Here is a 16,654-nt window from a genome sequence, read left to right as displayed (position 1 = left end):
CCGGGATGGCTCGGTTCGCTCAGACGCCAAACGATCGCGATGCTTCGGAGGCGGTATCTCGTTCAATTTCGTAATTAGCACGCTCCGATTTTTTAACTGACTGTTGCACTTGCTCCTTGAGGCCGCCGGGTGCCCAAGCGTTGAACAAACTGCTGGTTACTTTGCGCGACTATGCGCAATTTGTCGTTGCTGAGATTCAAAAGAGTTTCTAATGAAATAGGCACGGCGCGTGCTTTTCAGCCCGCGCTGTACCTTTTCAACCCACCTTTCAGCCAAACAAGACTTTCGCTACGTCACTGAAGCGCCGGGCGAAATGCACGGTCAAGCCTTCCTTGAGATAATCCGGCAACTCTTCGAAATCTCCTTGGTTGGCCTCCGGAAGGATCAATTCGAAAATTTTCTGCCGGCGCGCTGCAATCACTTTCTCGCGCACTCCGCCGATGGGTAGCACTTGCCCGGTCAAGGTAAGCTCGCCGGTCATGGCCACTCCTTTTTTCGGGGTCTGATCTCGGGCCAGGGATAATAGTGCGCTGGCCATGGTCACGCCCGCGCTTGGCCCATCCTTGGGTGTGGCGCCCTCAGGTACGTGAAGATGGATGAACGCTTCATTGAAAAAGGCCGGGTCACCGCCGTACTGTTTGAGATTGGCGCTGACGTAGCTGTAGGCAATTTCGGCCGACTCCTTCATCACGTCGCCCAACTGCCCGGTCAACTTGAAGCCGCGGTTGAGGGTGTGGATGCGGGTGGCTTCGATTGGCAGCGTAGCGCCGCCCATGCTGGTCCAGGCGAGGCCCGTAATCACACCTTTGCCCGATAGCACCTGTTCGCTGCGAAACACGGGCATGCCCAGAGAAGCTTCCAGATCCTTGGGGCCGATCTTGATCTTGGCTTGCGGGTTTTCCAGCAGTTGCATCACCGCTTTACGTACCAGTTTACCGAGCTGCTTTTCCAGTTGGCGGACTCCGGCCTCGCGAGCATAGCCTTCAATGACAGTGCGCAGCGCGCCATCAGTAATGCTCAGGCTGGTCTTGGCGACACCGGCTTTTTCCAGTTGTTTTGGCCACAAGTGGCGTTTGGCAATGGCCAGCTTTTCTTCAGTGATATAACCCGATAGACGAATGACTTCCATGCGATCAAGCAGCGGACCGGGAATCGAGTCCAGCGTGTTGGCCGTGCACACGAACAACACTTTTGACAGGTCCAGACGCAGGTCCAGATAGTGGTCGAGGAAGTCGACGTTTTGCTCGGGGTCGAGGGTTTCGAGCAAGGCTGAGGCAGGATCACCTTGGTAGCTTTGCCCCATCTTGTCGATTTCATCGAGCATGATCACGGGGTTCATGACCTCGACGTCTTTCAGCGCCTGCACCAGTTTGCCAGGTTGTGCGCCGATGTAAGTGCGTCGGTGCCCCTTGATTTCGGCTTCATCGCGCATGCCGCCAACACTGAAACGGTAAAACGGTCGCCCCAAAGATTGCGCGATCGACTTGCCGACACTGGTTTTACCCACCCCAGGTGGGCCTACCAGCAGAACGATGGAGCCGCTGATTTCGCCTTTCCAGGCACCGATGGCGAGGAACTCCAGGATCCGGTCCTTGATATCGTCGAGACCGGCATGGTGCTGATCGAGCACTTTTCGTGCGTGCTTGAGGTCAAGCTTGTCTTTACTATAGACACCCCATGGCAAGGCGGTGGCCCAGTCCAGGTAATTACGGGTGACCGCGTACTCTGGCGAACCTGTCTCCAGAATGGCCAGCTTGCCCATTTCTTCATCGATGCGTTTTTTTGTGGCTGCCGGCAATGTCTTGCCTTGCAAGCGCTGCTCGAATTGCTCCAGGTCGGCGCTGCGATCATCTTTGGTCAGCCCTAACTCTTGCTGGATGACCTTGAGCTGTTCCTTGAGAAAGAACTCGCGTTGATGCTCGCCGATCTGGCGGTTCACTTCTGCAGAGATCTCGTTCTGCAAATGAGCGACTTCAACCTCCTTGCGCAGCATCGGCAAGACTTTCTCCATGCGCTTGAGCATGGGCACGCAATCGAGCACTTCCTGCAATTGCTTGCCGGTGGCCGAAGTCAGTGCCGCGGCGAAGTCGGTCAACGGCGACGGATCGTTGGGGCTGAAGCGATTGAGATAGTTTTTCAGCTCTTCGCTGTACAAAGGATTGAGCGGCAGAAGCTCCTTGATCGCATTGATCAGGGCCATACCGTAGGCTTTCACCTCGTCGGTCGGTTCGCTGGGTTGACGCGGATACTCGACCTCGACCAGGTAGGGGGGGCGATGATGCTTGAGCCAGGTACGAATGCGCACTCGGGTCAGGCCCTGAGCGACGAACTGCAGCTTGCCATTCTCGCGGCTGGCGTGATGGACCTTCACCAAGGTGCCGTAAAGCGGCAAGGCTGACGTATCGAAATGGCGGTGATCTTCTGGCGGGGTGTCCATATAGAACAGTGCCAGGGAATGATGGGGAGTCTTGGAAACCAGATCCAGCGTTTCAGCCCAGGGCTCTTCGTTAACAATGACCGGCAGTACCTGCGCGGGAAAGAACGGGCGGTTGTGGATCGGAATTACATAGACCCTTTCCGGCAGTTGCTGGTCGGGCAGGGCGAGGTTGTGGCCTGTTTTAGCGGAGGCTTCAGGATGCTCGAGTTTGGCATAAGCCTCGAGTTGTTCCGGTAGATCCTGCTGATCACTCATGGGGCACCTGCGAAAATGGCTATGGTGCTTAGATGGGGACTTAGTCTCCAAGCTTCAAGCTACAAGCTGCAAGATGGGATTGCGGGACTTGCAGCTTGCAGCTTGTCGCTTGTAGCTAGGGCCTATTCAGCCAATTTGTAAGCAATTACGTAGTCACCCATTTTGGTGCCCAGCGAGCCGTGGCCACCGGCGGTCACCAGCACATATTGCTTGCCGTCCTTGCCGGTGTAGGTCATTGGCGTGGCCTGGCCGCCTGCTGGCAGACGCGAGCTCCACAATTCCTTGCCGGTGTTGGTGTCATAGGCGCGCAGGTACTGGTCCAGGGTGCCGCTTAGGAAACCCACACCGCCGGCGGTAACGATGGAGCCGCCCATGCTTGGCACGCCAATGGGCAGGCCAATCGGAATCGGCGAGCTGTCACGGCTGGTGCCGTTCTTGTGCTTCCACACCACTTGGTTGGTGGTCAGGTCGATACCGGCGACGTAGCCCCAGGCAGGTGCCTGGCAAGGCACGCCCAGTGGCGACATGAACGGGTGCATGATGACCGCGTAAGGGGCACCGGTGTTGGGCTGTACGCCGCTGGTTTCGCTCTCGCGCTTGCTGCCGGCAGCAACTTGCTCGCGCGGCACCATCTTCGACACAAACGCCATGTAGTTTGGCGAGGTGAACAGCAGCTGGCGCACAGGATCGACCGAGACGCTTCCCCAGTTGAACACGCCAACGTTGCCCGGATACACCAGGCTGCCCTGGATCGAGGGTGGGGTGTATTGACCTTCGTAGCGCAGTTCGCGGAACTGGATGCGGCAAAGCATCTGGTCGAACGGGCTGGCGCCCCACATGGCTTGTTCGGTCAGGTCCGGGCCAAGCAGATTGAGCTCCGAACGGGCCTGCGTCGGTGCGGTGTGGTCACCCTCTACCGCACCTTGAGGGGCCGGGATCTCGTGGATCGGCACGATCGGCGTGCCGTCACGACGGTCCAACACGTACAGGCTGCCTTGCTTGGTCGGGGCGATCAACGCCGGTTTAACCCCGTCTGCGGTCTTGAGATCGAGCAGGGTCGGCTGACTGCCGACGTCCATGTCCCACAGGTCGTGGTGAGTGAACTGGTAGTTCCAGCGCACTTTGCCGTTGGCCAGGTCCAGGGCAACGATACCTGCACTGAACTTTTCAGCACCCGGGGTGCGATCAGCGCCCCACTGGTCAGGTGTCTGGTTGCCCAGGGGGAGGAAAACCATGCCCAGTTTCTCGTCGACACTGGCCAGCGACCACATGTTCGCCGAGTTGCGGCTGTAGGTTTTGCCCGCGGCCAGGGGCGCAGTTTCATCCGGGTTGTTGCTGTCCCAGTTCCACACCAGGCGCCCGTCGTGCACATCGTAGGCGCGGATCACCCCGGACGGCTCGTTGGTCGACTCGTTATCGGTTACATGTCCGCCAATGATCACCAGTTCGCGGGTGATCGCCGCAGGCGAGGTGGAATAGTAGCCGCCAGCAGTGAACGGGCCGATGCCAGTGGTCAAATCGATGACCCCCTGATTGCCGAAGCCTTCGCAGACTTTGCCGGTGTCGGCATTGAGGGCAATCAGACGGGCATCCGCGGTAGGCAGGTAAAGGCGGCGCGGACAGGCGCGGGCAACAACCTGACCAGCATCGGAGATCTTCGGCGCAGGGCTGCCGTCAACATTGACGTAGTTGTTCTCGTCATAATACGAGACACCACGGCAGGTCATGTGTGCGAAGCCCTTGAAGCCTGTCGGGCTCTTGATCTTCGGGTCGAAGCGCCAGATTTCGGCGCCGGTGTCCGGGTCCAGGGCCAGTACCTTGCTGTGCGCAGTGCAGGCATAGAGCATGCCGTTGACCTTGAGTGGCGTGTTCTGGTTGGTCAGCTCCACCGGGTCGTTGTCGGTAGGCAGGTCGCCGGTGCGGATGCGCCAGGCTTCCTGGAGCTTATGCACATTGTCGGGGGTAATCTGGCGCAGCGGGGAGTAACGGTCACCGAACTCGGTGCGGCCGTAAGCCTGCCATTCACCATCGGGCATCTGAGGCGCAGTGCTGCTCAAACCTGTGCTGTCGCGACCCAGCTTGCCTTTGATTTCGCCTGGGTGGGTGAACTGGCTGGCCACGGCGGTGGCACCCGACAGGACAACCGCCAGGCTCAACAGGGCCGGATTGATTTTCGACGGGTTGCCGAGCAGTGGGCGGCGGGCCCATGGCAGCAGCAGGATTACCCCCAGGGCGAACCACAGCGCCAGGCGTGGGACCAGTTGCCACCAGTCCAGGCCCACTTCCCACAGTGCCCACAAGGTACTGCCGAGCAGTACTGCACCGTACAGCCCCAGGGCAAGCCGACGCAGTGCCAGCAGCAGGATGCCGGACAGGGCGAAACCGATACCGGCAATCAGGTAATACAACGAGCCGCCGAGTTGGCTCAATTTGATGCCGCCCACCAGTAGGGCCAGGCCCATCAGCAGCAACAGCACGCCAATAAGGCGCGGCAGCCAGCGGGTTCTACTCAAGGCACCTTCTGTGCTCATCTTGTGTTCTCCGTTAAATGGAAAGGGCGATTAAAAACTGCTCTGAAGCTTGATCCCAGCGATCAACGCGTCGTCGACCTGGCTGACGCCACCGGGGTGACGGATGTACTGCAGGTTCGGGCGTATGGTCAGCCAGTCGGCGAGGTGAATGCCGTAGTACAGCTCGGCGCTGTACTCGGTGTTCTGGATCGGGCGAAACAGGGGGTCGTCGTAGGCGCTGACGCCATTGGCCTGGTTCAGCACCTTGGCGTTCTTGCGGTAGGCAGGGTTGACGTGCACACGTGCCAGGGCGAAACCGAAGTCGTCCCTGGAGCGGGCATCGAAGGGCCCCTTGTACACCACACCTGCTGAAACGTAGTTGTCGATGGCGTTGGTCTTCTTGTCATGCAACGTGGCATTGGCAAACACGCTCAGGCCACGCGAATGGTCGGAGGCCAGCGACGTCAGCTGCTGCTGGGCACCCAGCCAGAAGCCGTGCTTGCTCGAACTGCTGCGGTAAGCCTGGCCGCTCAATGCTGCTGGCTGGTCGTTGCTGTCCTTGTAGACATCAGTTGCTTTGGCATTACTGTAGTAGTAACCCGCGCGATATTCCCCTGGCAGACCGTTGATTGCCGGCGTCCATACCAGTTCGACCGGCATTACTGCGCCTTGGGTGCCGCTGCCACTGAGCTTGAAGCCGTTGTTGCGGTCCAGGTTGGACGGGTTCTGTTCGTAGACACCGATCTGTGCGTAAAGGTCGGGGGTGAGGTTGTACTTGACCCGCAATGCCCACTGGCTGACCGGCCAGTTGTACCAGATGTCGCCAGCCCAGTTACCCACCTGTGAGCCACAGAAGGCCAGGTTCTGGAAGTCGCAGGGAAAGCTGTTGAAATCTTCGCCCTGACCGAATCGGCCAAATTTCACATCCAGGGCACCGTCGAAGTACTTCTGCTTGATCCACATCTGGGTCAGCCGCCAGGTTTGGCCGCGTCCCCACACTTCCTGGGCAGACGTGAAGCCGCCGACCCGCGGATCATTGATGCGATCATTGCTGATGTTGTCGCCATGACGCTGGGTAACGGTCAATTGGAACTCGCTGTCCTGCCAGCCGAGAATTTTCTGCAAATCCAGGTGCGTGCCCAGCGTGAACTGCCCACTGTAGCGAGCGCTTGCGTCATCGTCATAACCGCCGTGTAGGTTTGCGCCTGTTTCGCCGGTGTAACCCAAGGTGAAGTCGTAGCCGCGCTCGGCAAGCTCCGTGCGGTTGCCGTCCCAATCGCCAAGCATCCAGGGCGAATTGCTGGCGAACATCGCTGCGGCCTGAGTGCAGGGAGCCAAGCCGGCGATGGCCAGACTCGAAAGCAGCGTTCGAGTGGTGGGAAAAATGCGGAAACGATGAATCGGAGGCATGAGATAGCGCTATCTTTTGATTATTGAAAAAAACGACACATACACCCCATCGTGGAGATCTGCGGCGATAGGGTTGTGGGGGGATCGACTGAAGCGGTTCAGCGTGAGGCGGGGAGGATATAGATGAACTTGTAAGAAAAAAAGTCAATTCAACAAGAGGCACCGTTGCCGGAACGGTAACAGTCCGGCAACGGTGGTTATCAGAAGGTGGTGCGCAAGCCTACTTCGACACTGCGGCCGGGTGCAGGTGCGATGTCACGCAGGATCGAGCTTGCGTAGCGCACGGTCTGATCGGTGAGGTTTTCGCCGCGAACAAATGCCAGCCACTGGCTTTGGCCGACGTCGAAACGATAGCCCAGGCTGGCACCCAGCGTAGTGTAGCCATCGGTGCTGGTTTCGTTGGCCGGTTTACGGTGTTGGGCGCTGGCATGCTGAACGTCAACCCGTGCCTGCCAGCGGTCCAGCTCCCACAACAGACCGCTGTTCAAGCGCAGTGGGGCGATGCGTGGCAGGTCTTCCCCGGAGTCGAGGTTTTTGGCCCGGGTGTAGTCACCGGATAGCTCCAGGGCAAAGCTACCCAAGTGATTTTCGGCCAGTTGCCAACGGTCCTGGGCTTCGATGCCGTAGAAGCGTGCGCGTACGCCCTTGTACAGGTATTCAGGTACGTCAGCGGCGTGGTCGTGGTCATGATCATGATCGGCATCACCATGGTCGTGGTCATGTCCTTCACGCATGTTGCCACTGGCCAGCAAACCGATGTAGTTGCGGAAATGGCTGTAAAAAAAACCGACGCTGCCTTTGTGCACGCCATTGTCGAAGCGCAAGGCCAAGTCGCTGGAAATCGCTTTTTCTTTGCCCAGGTCTGAATCGCCGACTTCATAAGTACCGGTCGCGACGTGAGCGCCGTTGGCGTACAGCTCGTAGAACGTTGGCGCACGTTCGGTGTAACCCAACGTTGCTGCCAGCGACCAGATTGGCGTTAATTCATAAACCGCACCGGACGACAGACTGGCGGCGGTGAAGCTGCTGGCGCTGTCGGCATGGGCGAAGCGTTCGCTGCCCTGGCTGTCGGGATCCACTCGCGTGTGCTCCAGGCGCCCACCCAGGCTCAGGTCCAGGCGCTCGGTGGCCTGCCACTGCTCGAGCATGAACAGCGCAACGCTGTTGGTGTCGGTCTGCGGCACAAAGGCTTCTTCGCCCAGGGCGGAAAACTCGTTGCGACTGACTTGAGCCCCGATCACGCCTTCTACGGGTCCCAGAGGCTGATGCCGGGCTTCTACCCGTGCTTCGTATCCTTTGTTCTTGAAAGTGGTATGGACCTCACCGCCTTCCAGTTCGCGGTGTTGGTAATCGGTGTAGCCGGCATCGAATTTCAGTGAACTGAAAGGGCCATCGAGATCACGCAGCTCCGAGGCGAAGCCGTAGTGATCCTGCTGCATGTCCAGGCGCACGCCGGGCTCGGCCACCGAACCATAATTGGAGTCGTAACGGCTATACGACAGGCCGGTGTAGCCATGCTCCCAATGGTAGGCACCACCGACAGCACCGCCGTCCTGGCGACCGTCGCTGTTGTCGAGTTTATGCCGGCTACCCGGGTTGTCGGCATCGCGAACCTTGGAACTGCGCGCGTGGCCGGGAATGCGCAGGTCGTTGAACTGCCGGCTGTTGGCGTCTACGTGCAAGGCAAAGCGGCCATCACCTGCTTCCAGTTTGCCGGCGCTGCTACGGGTAGTGTCGGCGCCGCCATAACGTAATTCCCCCGCACCGTGAATACCGTCGATTGGAGAGGTGGGGATGCGGTTATCGAAACTATTTACGACTCCGCCAATGGCATTGCCACCGTAGAGCAGGGCGGCTGGGCCACGCACTATTTCGATGCGTTCAACGGTGGCGGGGTCTAGCGGTACGGCATGATCGTAAGAAAGAGACGAGGCATCCAGAGCGCCGACGCCATTGCGCAGAATACGAATGCGGTCGCCGTCCAGGCCACGAATTACCGGGCGGCTGGCGCCGGGTCCGAACCAGGTCGAGGCGATACCGGGCTGATTGTTCAGGGTTTGGCCGAGGCTGCCTTTCTGTTGCAAGGTCAGTTCGTCACCTTCGAGTACCGTACTGGGGGAGGCCAAAGTGCTATTGCCCAGTGGATTGGCAGTAATGAGCTGAGGGGCAAGCTCCACGGCCTGGCTCAGGGGTGAAGCCAGTAACAGGGCGGCGGTAAGGGGGGAGTGTCGAAGCGGCAAGCGACGCATGGGCAGCGAGTATCCTGGGCAGTGTTTTAGTATTGATACAATATAACATTGCTTTAATCACTGTCACGGAGGAATCTTCATGGCTCGGTGTGCTCTACGACGCGGTTTGTCTGCGCCTGGCGCTGAAGTGAGCGAGCCTGCACTAGAATGTTTGTAGTCAGCCCACCCCTGGGCTAAGGTGCGCACCTTTGATTCGCTGGAGCACAGGCATGACCACAGCCACCCCCAATCCACTGCATGGCGTAACCCTGGAGCAGATCCTTACCGCGCTGGTGGAGCATTACCAATGGGAAGGGTTGGCCGAGCGCATCGACATTCGCTGCTTCAAGAGCGACCCAAGCATCAAGTCGAGCCTGACTTTTCTGCGCCGCACACCTTGGGCCCGGGAAAAAGTCGAGCGGCTGTACTTGAAGTTGCAGCGCGGTCGCCGTTAACAGCATGATTCGGCGCGAGGTCGTTGTCGGCCTGGCAGCCATCCTCGGTTGGAGCGCGTTGGCGATTCAGCTGTACCTGGTTTTGCTGGCGCGCTGGGATGAACAGGCAAGCCTGATTGGCGGCCTGATCACGTATTTCAGTTACTTCACAGTATTGAGCAATACCTTGGTGGCGGTGGTGCTGAGCCATGCTGCGTTCGGCAGGCCTGGTAGCGGGCGAGGTTTTTTTCTCGCCCCTGCAGTCAGTTCCGGTGTGACTGCCAGTATCGTGCTGGTCGGGCTCGCCTACAGCCTCTTGCTGCGTCACCTGTGGCATCCGCAAGGCTGGCAGTGGCTCGCCGATGAATTACTACACGATGTCATGCCCGTGGTATTTGTCATCTTCTGGTGGTGTTGCGTAGAAAAGGGCAGCCTGCGGCTCAAGCACCTGGGTGCCTGGTTGTTGTATCCGGTGGGGTATTTTGCCTATGCGCTGTTGCGCGGGCAGTCGATTGGGGCTTACCCCTATCCTTTCTTTGATGTGGTCAAGCTTGGTTATGGCCAGGTGTTGCTCAATGCGCTGGCAATTCTTGTCGGCTTTATCGGTATTGGTCTGCTGATTATAGGCCTGGATCGCTGGCAGGGCGGGCGCCTGGCCAAAGCCAGGACGCAACCCTGATGTCGCCTGTCAATCGTTGTCGTTAGGGTCAAGTCGCCAATAGGCGGCGGCCTTCACCTGATCGTCCTTCAGCCCTTTTTCGTCAATCAGTAAACGCTTGGCCTTTCGCGTCAGTGCCTTTTCCAGGGCGACCCAGGCGTACACACGACCTTCCGGAAGGTTTAGTTTTTGCACCACCTCCAGCAAGTTCTGCCGATGGCGTTCAACCCAGACCACTTCCAGATGTGCCTGACTTTGCAGCGGTTGTTGTTCCTCGGCATCTTCGATTTCGATGACCGCAAGCACCTTGCGGGTAGCGGGTAGCTCTTCCAGGCGTCGAGCAATGGCCGGGATCGCTGTTTCGTCGCCGATCAGCACATAGCTGTCGAAGATGTCCGGTACCACCATCGAGCTGCGTGGACCGGCAATGTTCAGGACCTGGCCGACTTCGGCCTGGGCAGCCCAGGTCGAGGCAGGGCCGTCGCCATGCAGGACAAAATCGATGTCCATCTCACCAGCGGCCAGATCGATGCGCCGCGGCGTGTACTCACGCATGGTTGGACGTACGCCCTCGCGGCTGAAGTCGAGGTTGTCCAGCGCAGCTTGTTCTGCTGGCGAACAGGCGAACATCAGTTTGATGTGATCGTCGCTGCCAACGCTGGTGAAACCTTGTAACTGCGGCCCACCCAGGGTTATGCGGCGCATGCGTGGGGTTAAATCAGTAACCCGCAGTACGTCGAGGCGACGCTGCTTGATCTCATGGTTTACGCGATGGATCGCGTTGTTTTCGCTGGCACTCATTGCGGGTTCTCCGTAACAGTCGCAGGCGCTCCTGCGACGATGGCTTTGGCGGTGTTGTTGAGCAAGGTACGTACCCGCTCGATTTCTTCCGGGCTCCAGCGGCCGCTGTGCATCTGCAAGGCGTGGCGCAGGTTGTGTACTGCTTCGTGGATTTCCTGGGGGCGATCGTGTCCGCACAGGGAGCGTTTGCTGACTTCAATGCGCATGCGCACGCCGTCCAGCGCTATGGCTTGCTCTGCAAGGGATTGCAGGCCCGTCTGGGTAACGCTGTAGAGCTTCTTGCTGCCCTGCACCTGGCCGACGATCAGCTCGCTTTCTTCAAGAAAGGTGAGGGTTGGATAGATAACCCCCGGGCTCGGGCTGTAGTTGCCGCCGAACAGGCTTTCGATCTGGCGGATCAGGTCGTAACCGTGACAGGGCTGTTCACTAAGCATCGACAACAAGAGCAGTTTCAGATCACCGGGGGCGAAGACCCGCGGGCCACGGTCGCCACGCTCGCGGCTGTGACGACGCTCCTGGCCGTCATGGCGGTCACCATGGTCGCGGTGGGTGTGATGGTCACGCATGGGAATCTCCGTTTGCGTTAGATGTATCTTTAGATATTACTCAAGATATATCTTAAAGCAAACATGATATTGAGAATGCTTCTCATGTCGGAGGCTGAAGTGATGAGCGGTCGTACTGAACAACTCAACGCCCGTGCCCTATCGCGAGCCTGGGCCTAGGTTGCAAAGCGCTACTTTTGCGCCACTTGCGGCGCTTTGCACAGGGTATGGCTACCGGGTTGCAAGTAGGGCGTGAGGATCGGAGCCATGCCTTTGAGCACCTGAACCGGCAGAGCCGAGGTGAATTTGAAGGATTCGGCAGCACGTCCGGGAACGAAGGCGGTGAGGGTGCCGAAGTGGTTGTCACCCAGGAAAAACACAAAGGTTGCGGTACGGTTGATCGCTTTGGACCCCAGTAGTCGCCCCCCCGCGCCCCAGCTTTCAAGACGGTTGTCACCGGTGCCGGTTTTGCCACCCATGACCATTGGCGTGCCATCGTTTAACTTGAAGCTTCCAGATACCCGTCGAGCTGTACCGGCATCGACTACTTGTGACAGGGCGCCGCGCAACGCCTGTGCAACTTCCACCGACAATACGCGTTGGCCCAGGTCTGGATCGCCCGCCAGGCGAGTTTCGTAAGGTGTATCAGCGGCAAAGTGCAGGGTATCGATGCGCAATGTAGGCAACCGAATGCCATCGTTCTGAATGATCCCGATCAGCTCTGCCAGTGCAGCCGGACGATCGCCGGAACTACCGATGGCGGTGGCGAGCGAAGGGACCAGATGGTCGAAGGGATAACCGACGCGCTTCCAGCGGCGATGAATATCGAGGAAGGCTTCGATCTCGACCAGGGTACGAATGCGGCTGTCGCGAGCCCCTTTGTGGCGGCTCTTGAACAACCAGCCGTAGACCTCCTGACGCTCGAACTGACTGGCCTGTACGGCATCCTGAAAGCTGGCCGTAGGGTTGTTCAGCAGGTAGCCCAGCAACCACAGGTCCAGAGGATGGACCTTGGCGACAAAGCCTTGATCAGGCAGGTCGAATTTGCCGGGACCATACGCGTAGTACATATCGTCCAGGCGCTTATCGGTTACCGTGTCCTGCTTGGTCGGAGCGCGTTTGGTTTCCTGCAGTTGTTTTTTCAGGTGGGCGCGGACAAAGGCATTGAAGGTGGCCTGGTCGGCCTCGGGAAACAGGTAGCGGTGTACGGCAGCGAGGCGGATGGGCGTAATTCGCAAGCTATCGAGAAACGTGTCCAAACGCTGTTGCGAGGATTTACGCTGGTACTTTTTCCAGAACCTGCGCAGGTAGTCGGTGCCTTCCTTGTCGGCGAATCGGGCCAGATATTCCTGGCGGCGAGGCTCGGCATCATCCTTGAGCAGTTTGATGCTGCTGCCTGGCGTCTGATAGGTGCTGTAGCGCACCAAGTCACGCATCAAACGGATAAATGGCAGGTTGATCGACTCACGAAGGGCGTCCTTGAGTGTCGGAATGCGGCGGTTGTCTTCTTTGCGAAAGTTATTGAACACATGCATGCCGCCGCCGGTAAAGAACGCCTCTCCAGGGCTGGCGGAGTACTTGCGGTTGAGCGCTGCATCCAGCATCGCGGTGATGTTGCGGTCCTTGTTCTGAATCAGATAGTCGATGGCCCAGCGGGTGATGAAGTCCAGTTCGGCAACCTCGACCTTTTTAAGGTCTGCGGACGCAGTGGCTGCGTACTTGTCATGCAGTTCGGCGATGATTTCCAGGTAGCTGGTAAGTACTCGCAGCTTGGCGGTGGAGCCCAGTTCCAGCTTGCTGCCCTCGTTTATATCGAAGGGCTGGTCGGTGCTGTCGGTTTGCACCCGCACCCGTGAGCCATTGGCGGTGCGTTCGAGTAAGGTGAAGCTGTAGCGCACCTGGGTCGTGCTGGTCGGGGTCAACAAGCGTTCGCCAAACAGGCCGAGCTTCTCGGCAATGGCTGGGTCGGCGAGATCCTTCAGGTATTGGCTGACTTGTCCTTGCAGGTCCGATTGCAGGGTGCTGGTGGCAGACAGATCGAGGCGGTCGAGATCGTACAGCGGTCGAGCCAACGCCAGGGACAGGCGACTGCGAGCCACACTGATGCCCTTGTTGGTTACGATGGGCTGGATGGTCGGTTGGGCTACCCAATCGCGATAAATCAGTTTGCTCGCCAGCGCGACGTTGGCCAGGGGGCGATCGATGACGTTGCTGGCTGCCAGAACGCGGATGTGGCTGTCGGTCAACTCGGCCAGTTCATTGCGTCCTTTTGACAGAAAATGCGAGGGACGGCGTTGGGCAATCATCAATGACAGCACTTGGCGCAACGCCAGGCCGCGCGCGGCCATGCTCGCAGGATCGGTTTCGGTTGCCGCCAGGGCTTGATTGACCTGAGCGAAATCTGCGCCGTACCAGACCCTCAGGCCTTCGGCCATGCCATGCACTTCACCGTGGCCGGGCACGGCTGAAAGCGGAACGCTGTTGAGGTAGTCACGCACAATGCGTTGGCGCGCTTCTATGGTTTGCGGGCCGCCCTGGTAGGCACGCACGCTGGCTGAAATCATCTGGCGGATTTTCTCGCCGCCCGAGACGGTGAGGCCGTCTGGCGAATGCCGATACTTTTCCAACTGGGTGGCCAGGGTGCTGCCACCGGCGGACTGGCCGGGCAGGGCCAAGTATCTGGCTACCTGACTGTATGCCGCCTTGGCAAAGCGCGGCCAGTCCACCGCTGGGTTGGCATTGGGGTCGTCAGGGTCGAGCAGGTCGCGGTTTTCGATGAATAGCAGGCTGTTGACGATCACCGAAGGGATGGAGTCGAAGTCTGGATAGAGATACTGCGGGTAGTGATATTGGTACAGCACATCACCTTTGCAGTCGGTTATCGAAAGGCCAGTCTGGATCTTTTCTTTATAGGGCACGAAGAAACCGTGCTCTGTGTAGTTCATTAAGGCCGGGGAGAAGTGCACCTGTTCGCTGATCACGTAGTCGCGCTTGAGCAGACGCGGCAGGAAGTCTCCCAATGCGCTATAGCCCAGACGTTTATCGAACGGCCCGTCTCCAGGGTAAATGATCGCGTCGCTCGGTCCTGGTTGCAGGGAGTAGGTCAAGGTCGAGGCAAGTTGACTCAGCTCGCGTGATTGCAGGCGAGAGGTGTGCATTTCGTTGGCGATGGCAAGGCCGAGCGCGATCAGGGCGAGCAGCAACACCACCCAGAACAGCCGCCACCATAAACGACGTTGGCGAGGGCTTTTCGGCAATGGCGATTCTTCAAGAGGTTCAGTGGGAGTTTCCTTACTCTTAGGTTCCGATTGCCACAATGCGCCCATAGTTTTCAGCCCGGCTACGTATTTTCGTATTACTTGCCTGAAGCTTAGACGGTGAGCGGATATGGTGAAAAATTTGTAAACGTTGTAGGGCTTTTCCAAAAAACGCAGTGGGAATTGCACCTTTGGTGGAGGTTGTAATGCCCTTTTTTGGTGCTATGTTAGCCGCCCTTTTTGAGTGTCTGGAGAAAACACGGGGTTTACCCCTCTGTTGAAGCGGTCTTTGCCAAGAGTTCTTTCCGAATATCGCGCTTTTTATAGTGAAATGCCCTTTAGGGGCCTTTCTATACTGCTCGCCCCTTTCGCTTCGCCGACAACTTGCGTGTCTGCGGACGGGACCGCTCACAAGGTGGTGCCCGGCAAGGCAGCGTACCCAGCCTATCGGTGGTGCCACGCCTGCACGAACGGTCTATATCCAATAACAAAATGAGGTTGTATCTCTATGCCAGTCGGCAACCATCCCTCTCACGGTGAGACCGCTCAGGGCGGTCCACTCAAGCGAGAACTCGGCGAGCGACACATTCGCCTGATGGCGCTGGGCGCCTGTATCGGTGTCGGCCTGTTCCTGGGGTCGGCCAAAGCCATTGAAATGGCCGGACCGGCAATCATGCTGTCTTACATCATCGGTGGTCTGGCGATCCTGGTGATCATGCGCGCCCTTGGTGAAATGGCGGTACATAATCCGGTTGCAGGCTCTTTCAGCCGTTATGCTCAGGATTACCTTGGCCCGTTGGCGGGCTTTCTGACCGGCTGGAACTACTGGTTCCTGTGGCTGGTAACGTGCGTGGCAGAAATCACTGCAGTCGCCATCTATATGGGCATCTGGTTCCCTGACGTACCGCGCTGGATCTGGGCCTTGGCGGCCTTGGGCAGCATGGGCGCAATCAACCTGATTGCAGTCAAGGCTTTCGGCGAGTTCGAGTTCTGGTTCGCCCTGATCAAGATTGTCACCATTATTGCCATGGTCCTGGGGGGCATCGGCGTCATTGCTTTCGGCTTCGGCAATGAGGGAGTGGCGGTGGGTGTGTCCAACCTCTGGAGCAACGGCGGTTTCATGCCAAATGGCGTGACCGGTGTACTGATGTCGTTGCAGATGGTGATGTTTGCCTACCTGGGCGTAGAAATGATCGGCCTGACCGCTGGGGAAGCACGCAACCCGCAAAAGACCATTCCCCAGGCCATTGGCTCGGTGTTCTGGCGTATTCTCCTGTTCTATGTCGGCGCACTGTTCGTGATCCTGTCGATCTACCCATGGAACGAGATCGGCAGCCAGGGCAGTCCGTTTGTAATGACTTTCGAACGTCTGGGCATCAAGACGGCTGCCGGTATCATCAACTTCGTGGTGATCACCGCTGCGTTGTCGTCGTGCAACGGCGGTATCTTCAGCACCGGGCGCATGCTCTACAGCCTGGCGCAAAACGGTCAGGCACCGGCGACTTTCGCCCGTACCTCGAGCAATGGCGTGCCGCGTAATGCCCTGCTGTTGTCCATCGCTGCCTTGCTGTTGGGCGTTCTGGCCAACTATCTTGTGCCGGAAAAAGTCTTTGTCTGGGTTACCGCCATTGCAACCTTCGGGGCAATCTGGACTTGGGTGATGATCCTGCTGGCGCAGTTGAAATTCCGTGCTGGCCTGAGCAATGCCGAACGTGCCGCGCTCAAATACCGTATGTGGCTGTGGCCGCTGAGCTCCTACCTTGCCTTGGCGTTCCTCATTCTTGTGGTTGGCCTGATGGCTTACTTCGAGGAGACCCGCGTGGCGCTGTACATTGGCCCAGCGTTCCTGGTGATGCTGACGGTGCTCTACTACGCCTTCAAACTGGCGCCAAAAGCTGACAACGTTCAGTTGGCGCGTTCTGCGTCGTAATGTAGCGAAATCGCGGAGCCAGCCCACTCCTCCAGGGAGTGGGCTTTAGGTTGGCGCCCCATTCGAAAACATTGCCGGGCCAGCCAGGTGTGTACTCATCTGCCTTGTGGCAGTGCAATAGGCCAGGGCCGGGAAGTGCAGGATACGGGCCGGTGTAGGTTGGTCTTGTTGATCGGGTAAAGCTATTCG

10 protein-coding genes are annotated in these 16,654 nt (G+C 58.5%); 3 read left to right on the top strand and 7 right to left on the bottom strand.

The genetic code is table 11. The features are described 5' to 3' along the window. Positions 1-268: 268 nt before the first annotated feature. The 4 genes from lon to H8F21_RS26480 form a co-directional block, all read right to left on the bottom strand. A complete protein-coding gene (gene lon / locus H8F21_RS26495) occupies positions 269-2,692 on the bottom strand; it encodes an endopeptidase La (protein ID WP_203477847.1) in 2,424 nt (807 codons plus the stop codon). A gap of 122 nt (positions 2,693-2,814) precedes the next feature. Further along, the gene (locus tag H8F21_RS26490) at positions 2,815-5,223 is read right to left on the bottom strand and encodes a glucose/quinate/shikimate family membrane-bound PQQ-dependent dehydrogenase (protein ID WP_203585652.1); all 2,409 of its coding nucleotides are present in this window, start codon (positions 5,221-5,223) and stop codon (positions 2,815-2,817) included. 30 nt (positions 5,224-5,253) lie between these two features. After that, complete coding sequence (locus H8F21_RS26485) at positions 5,254-6,612, bottom strand: carbohydrate porin (RefSeq protein ID WP_203477842.1); 1,359 nt, start codon at positions 6,610-6,612, stop codon at positions 5,254-5,256. A gap of 200 nt (positions 6,613-6,812) precedes the next feature. Continuing rightward, positions 6,813-8,861 (bottom strand): TonB-dependent receptor, encoded by a 2,049-nt coding sequence (locus H8F21_RS26480; protein WP_203477839.1) that lies wholly within the window; start codon positions 8,859-8,861, stop codon positions 6,813-6,815. 209 nt (positions 8,862-9,070) lie between these two features. On the opposite strand from H8F21_RS26480, the gene H8F21_RS26475 reads away from it, so the two are divergent. After that, complete coding sequence (locus H8F21_RS26475) at positions 9,071-9,295, top strand: VF530 family protein (RefSeq protein ID WP_203477836.1); 225 nt, start codon at positions 9,071-9,073, stop codon at positions 9,293-9,295. Positions 9,296-9,299: 4 nt separating this feature from the next. After that, the gene (locus tag H8F21_RS26470) at positions 9,300-9,953 is read left to right on the top strand and encodes a Pr6Pr family membrane protein (RefSeq protein WP_203477834.1); all 654 of its coding nucleotides are present in this window, start codon (positions 9,300-9,302) and stop codon (positions 9,951-9,953) included. Between the two features lie 9 nt (positions 9,954-9,962). Here H8F21_RS26470 and H8F21_RS26465 read toward each other — a convergent pair whose 3' ends face one another. The 3 genes from H8F21_RS26465 to H8F21_RS26455 form a co-directional block, all read right to left on the bottom strand. Next, positions 9,963-10,733, bottom strand: a complete 771-nt coding sequence (locus tag H8F21_RS26465) for a siderophore-interacting protein (RefSeq protein WP_203585651.1) — start codon at positions 10,731-10,733, stop codon at positions 9,963-9,965. Then, positions 10,730-11,299, bottom strand: a complete 570-nt coding sequence (locus H8F21_RS26460) for a PadR family transcriptional regulator (protein ID WP_203477824.1) — start codon at positions 11,297-11,299, stop codon at positions 10,730-10,732. Before H8F21_RS26460 ends, H8F21_RS26465 begins: the two co-directional genes overlap by 4 nt. Positions 11,300-11,469: 170 nt before the next feature. After that, the gene (locus H8F21_RS26455) at positions 11,470-14,604 is read right to left on the bottom strand and encodes a biosynthetic peptidoglycan transglycosylase (RefSeq protein ID WP_203477822.1); all 3,135 of its coding nucleotides are present in this window, start codon (positions 14,602-14,604) and stop codon (positions 11,470-11,472) included. A gap of 439 nt (positions 14,605-15,043) precedes the next feature. On the opposite strand from H8F21_RS26455, the gene H8F21_RS26450 reads away from it, so the two are divergent. Next, a complete protein-coding gene (locus H8F21_RS26450) occupies positions 15,044-16,465 on the top strand; it encodes an amino acid permease (RefSeq protein WP_203477819.1) in 1,422 nt (473 codons plus the stop codon). Positions 16,466-16,654 lie beyond the last annotated feature (189 nt).

Source organism: Pseudomonas arcuscaelestis (genome assembly GCF_016881005.1).
GTDB lineage: Bacteria > Pseudomonadota > Gammaproteobacteria > Pseudomonadales > Pseudomonadaceae > Aquipseudomonas > Aquipseudomonas arcuscaelestis.
Note: the sequence above shows the minus strand (reverse complement) of the source record. Positions and strands in the feature narration are given on the sequence as shown.

What these genes read in the sequence shown, in the direction of transcription:
- lon (WP_203477847.1), bottom strand. Translation starts at nt 2,692, where the DNA reads ATGAGTGATCAGCAGGATCTACCGGAACAACTCGAGGCTTATGCCAAA.
- H8F21_RS26490 (WP_203585652.1), bottom strand. Translation starts at nt 5,223, where the DNA reads ATGAGCACAGAAGGTGCCTTGAGTAGAACCCGCTGGCTGCCGCGCCTT.
- H8F21_RS26485 (WP_203477842.1), bottom strand. Translation starts at nt 6,612, where the DNA reads ATGCCTCCGATTCATCGTTTCCGCATTTTTCCCACCACTCGAACGCTG.
- H8F21_RS26480 (WP_203477839.1), bottom strand. Translation starts at nt 8,861, where the DNA reads ATGCGTCGCTTGCCGCTTCGACACTCCCCCCTTACCGCCGCCCTGTTA.
- H8F21_RS26475 (WP_203477836.1), top strand. Translation starts at nt 9,071, where the DNA reads ATGACCACAGCCACCCCCAATCCACTGCATGGCGTAACCCTGGAGCAG.
- H8F21_RS26470 (WP_203477834.1), top strand. Translation starts at nt 9,300, where the DNA reads ATGATTCGGCGCGAGGTCGTTGTCGGCCTGGCAGCCATCCTCGGTTGG.
- H8F21_RS26465 (WP_203585651.1), bottom strand. Translation starts at nt 10,733, where the DNA reads ATGAGTGCCAGCGAAAACAACGCGATCCATCGCGTAAACCATGAGATC.
- H8F21_RS26460 (WP_203477824.1), bottom strand. Translation starts at nt 11,299, where the DNA reads ATGCGTGACCATCACACCCACCGCGACCATGGTGACCGCCATGACGGC.
- H8F21_RS26455 (WP_203477822.1), bottom strand. Translation starts at nt 14,604, where the DNA reads ATGGGCGCATTGTGGCAATCGGAACCTAAGAGTAAGGAAACTCCCACT.
- H8F21_RS26450 (WP_203477819.1), top strand. Translation starts at nt 15,044, where the DNA reads ATGCCAGTCGGCAACCATCCCTCTCACGGTGAGACCGCTCAGGGCGGT.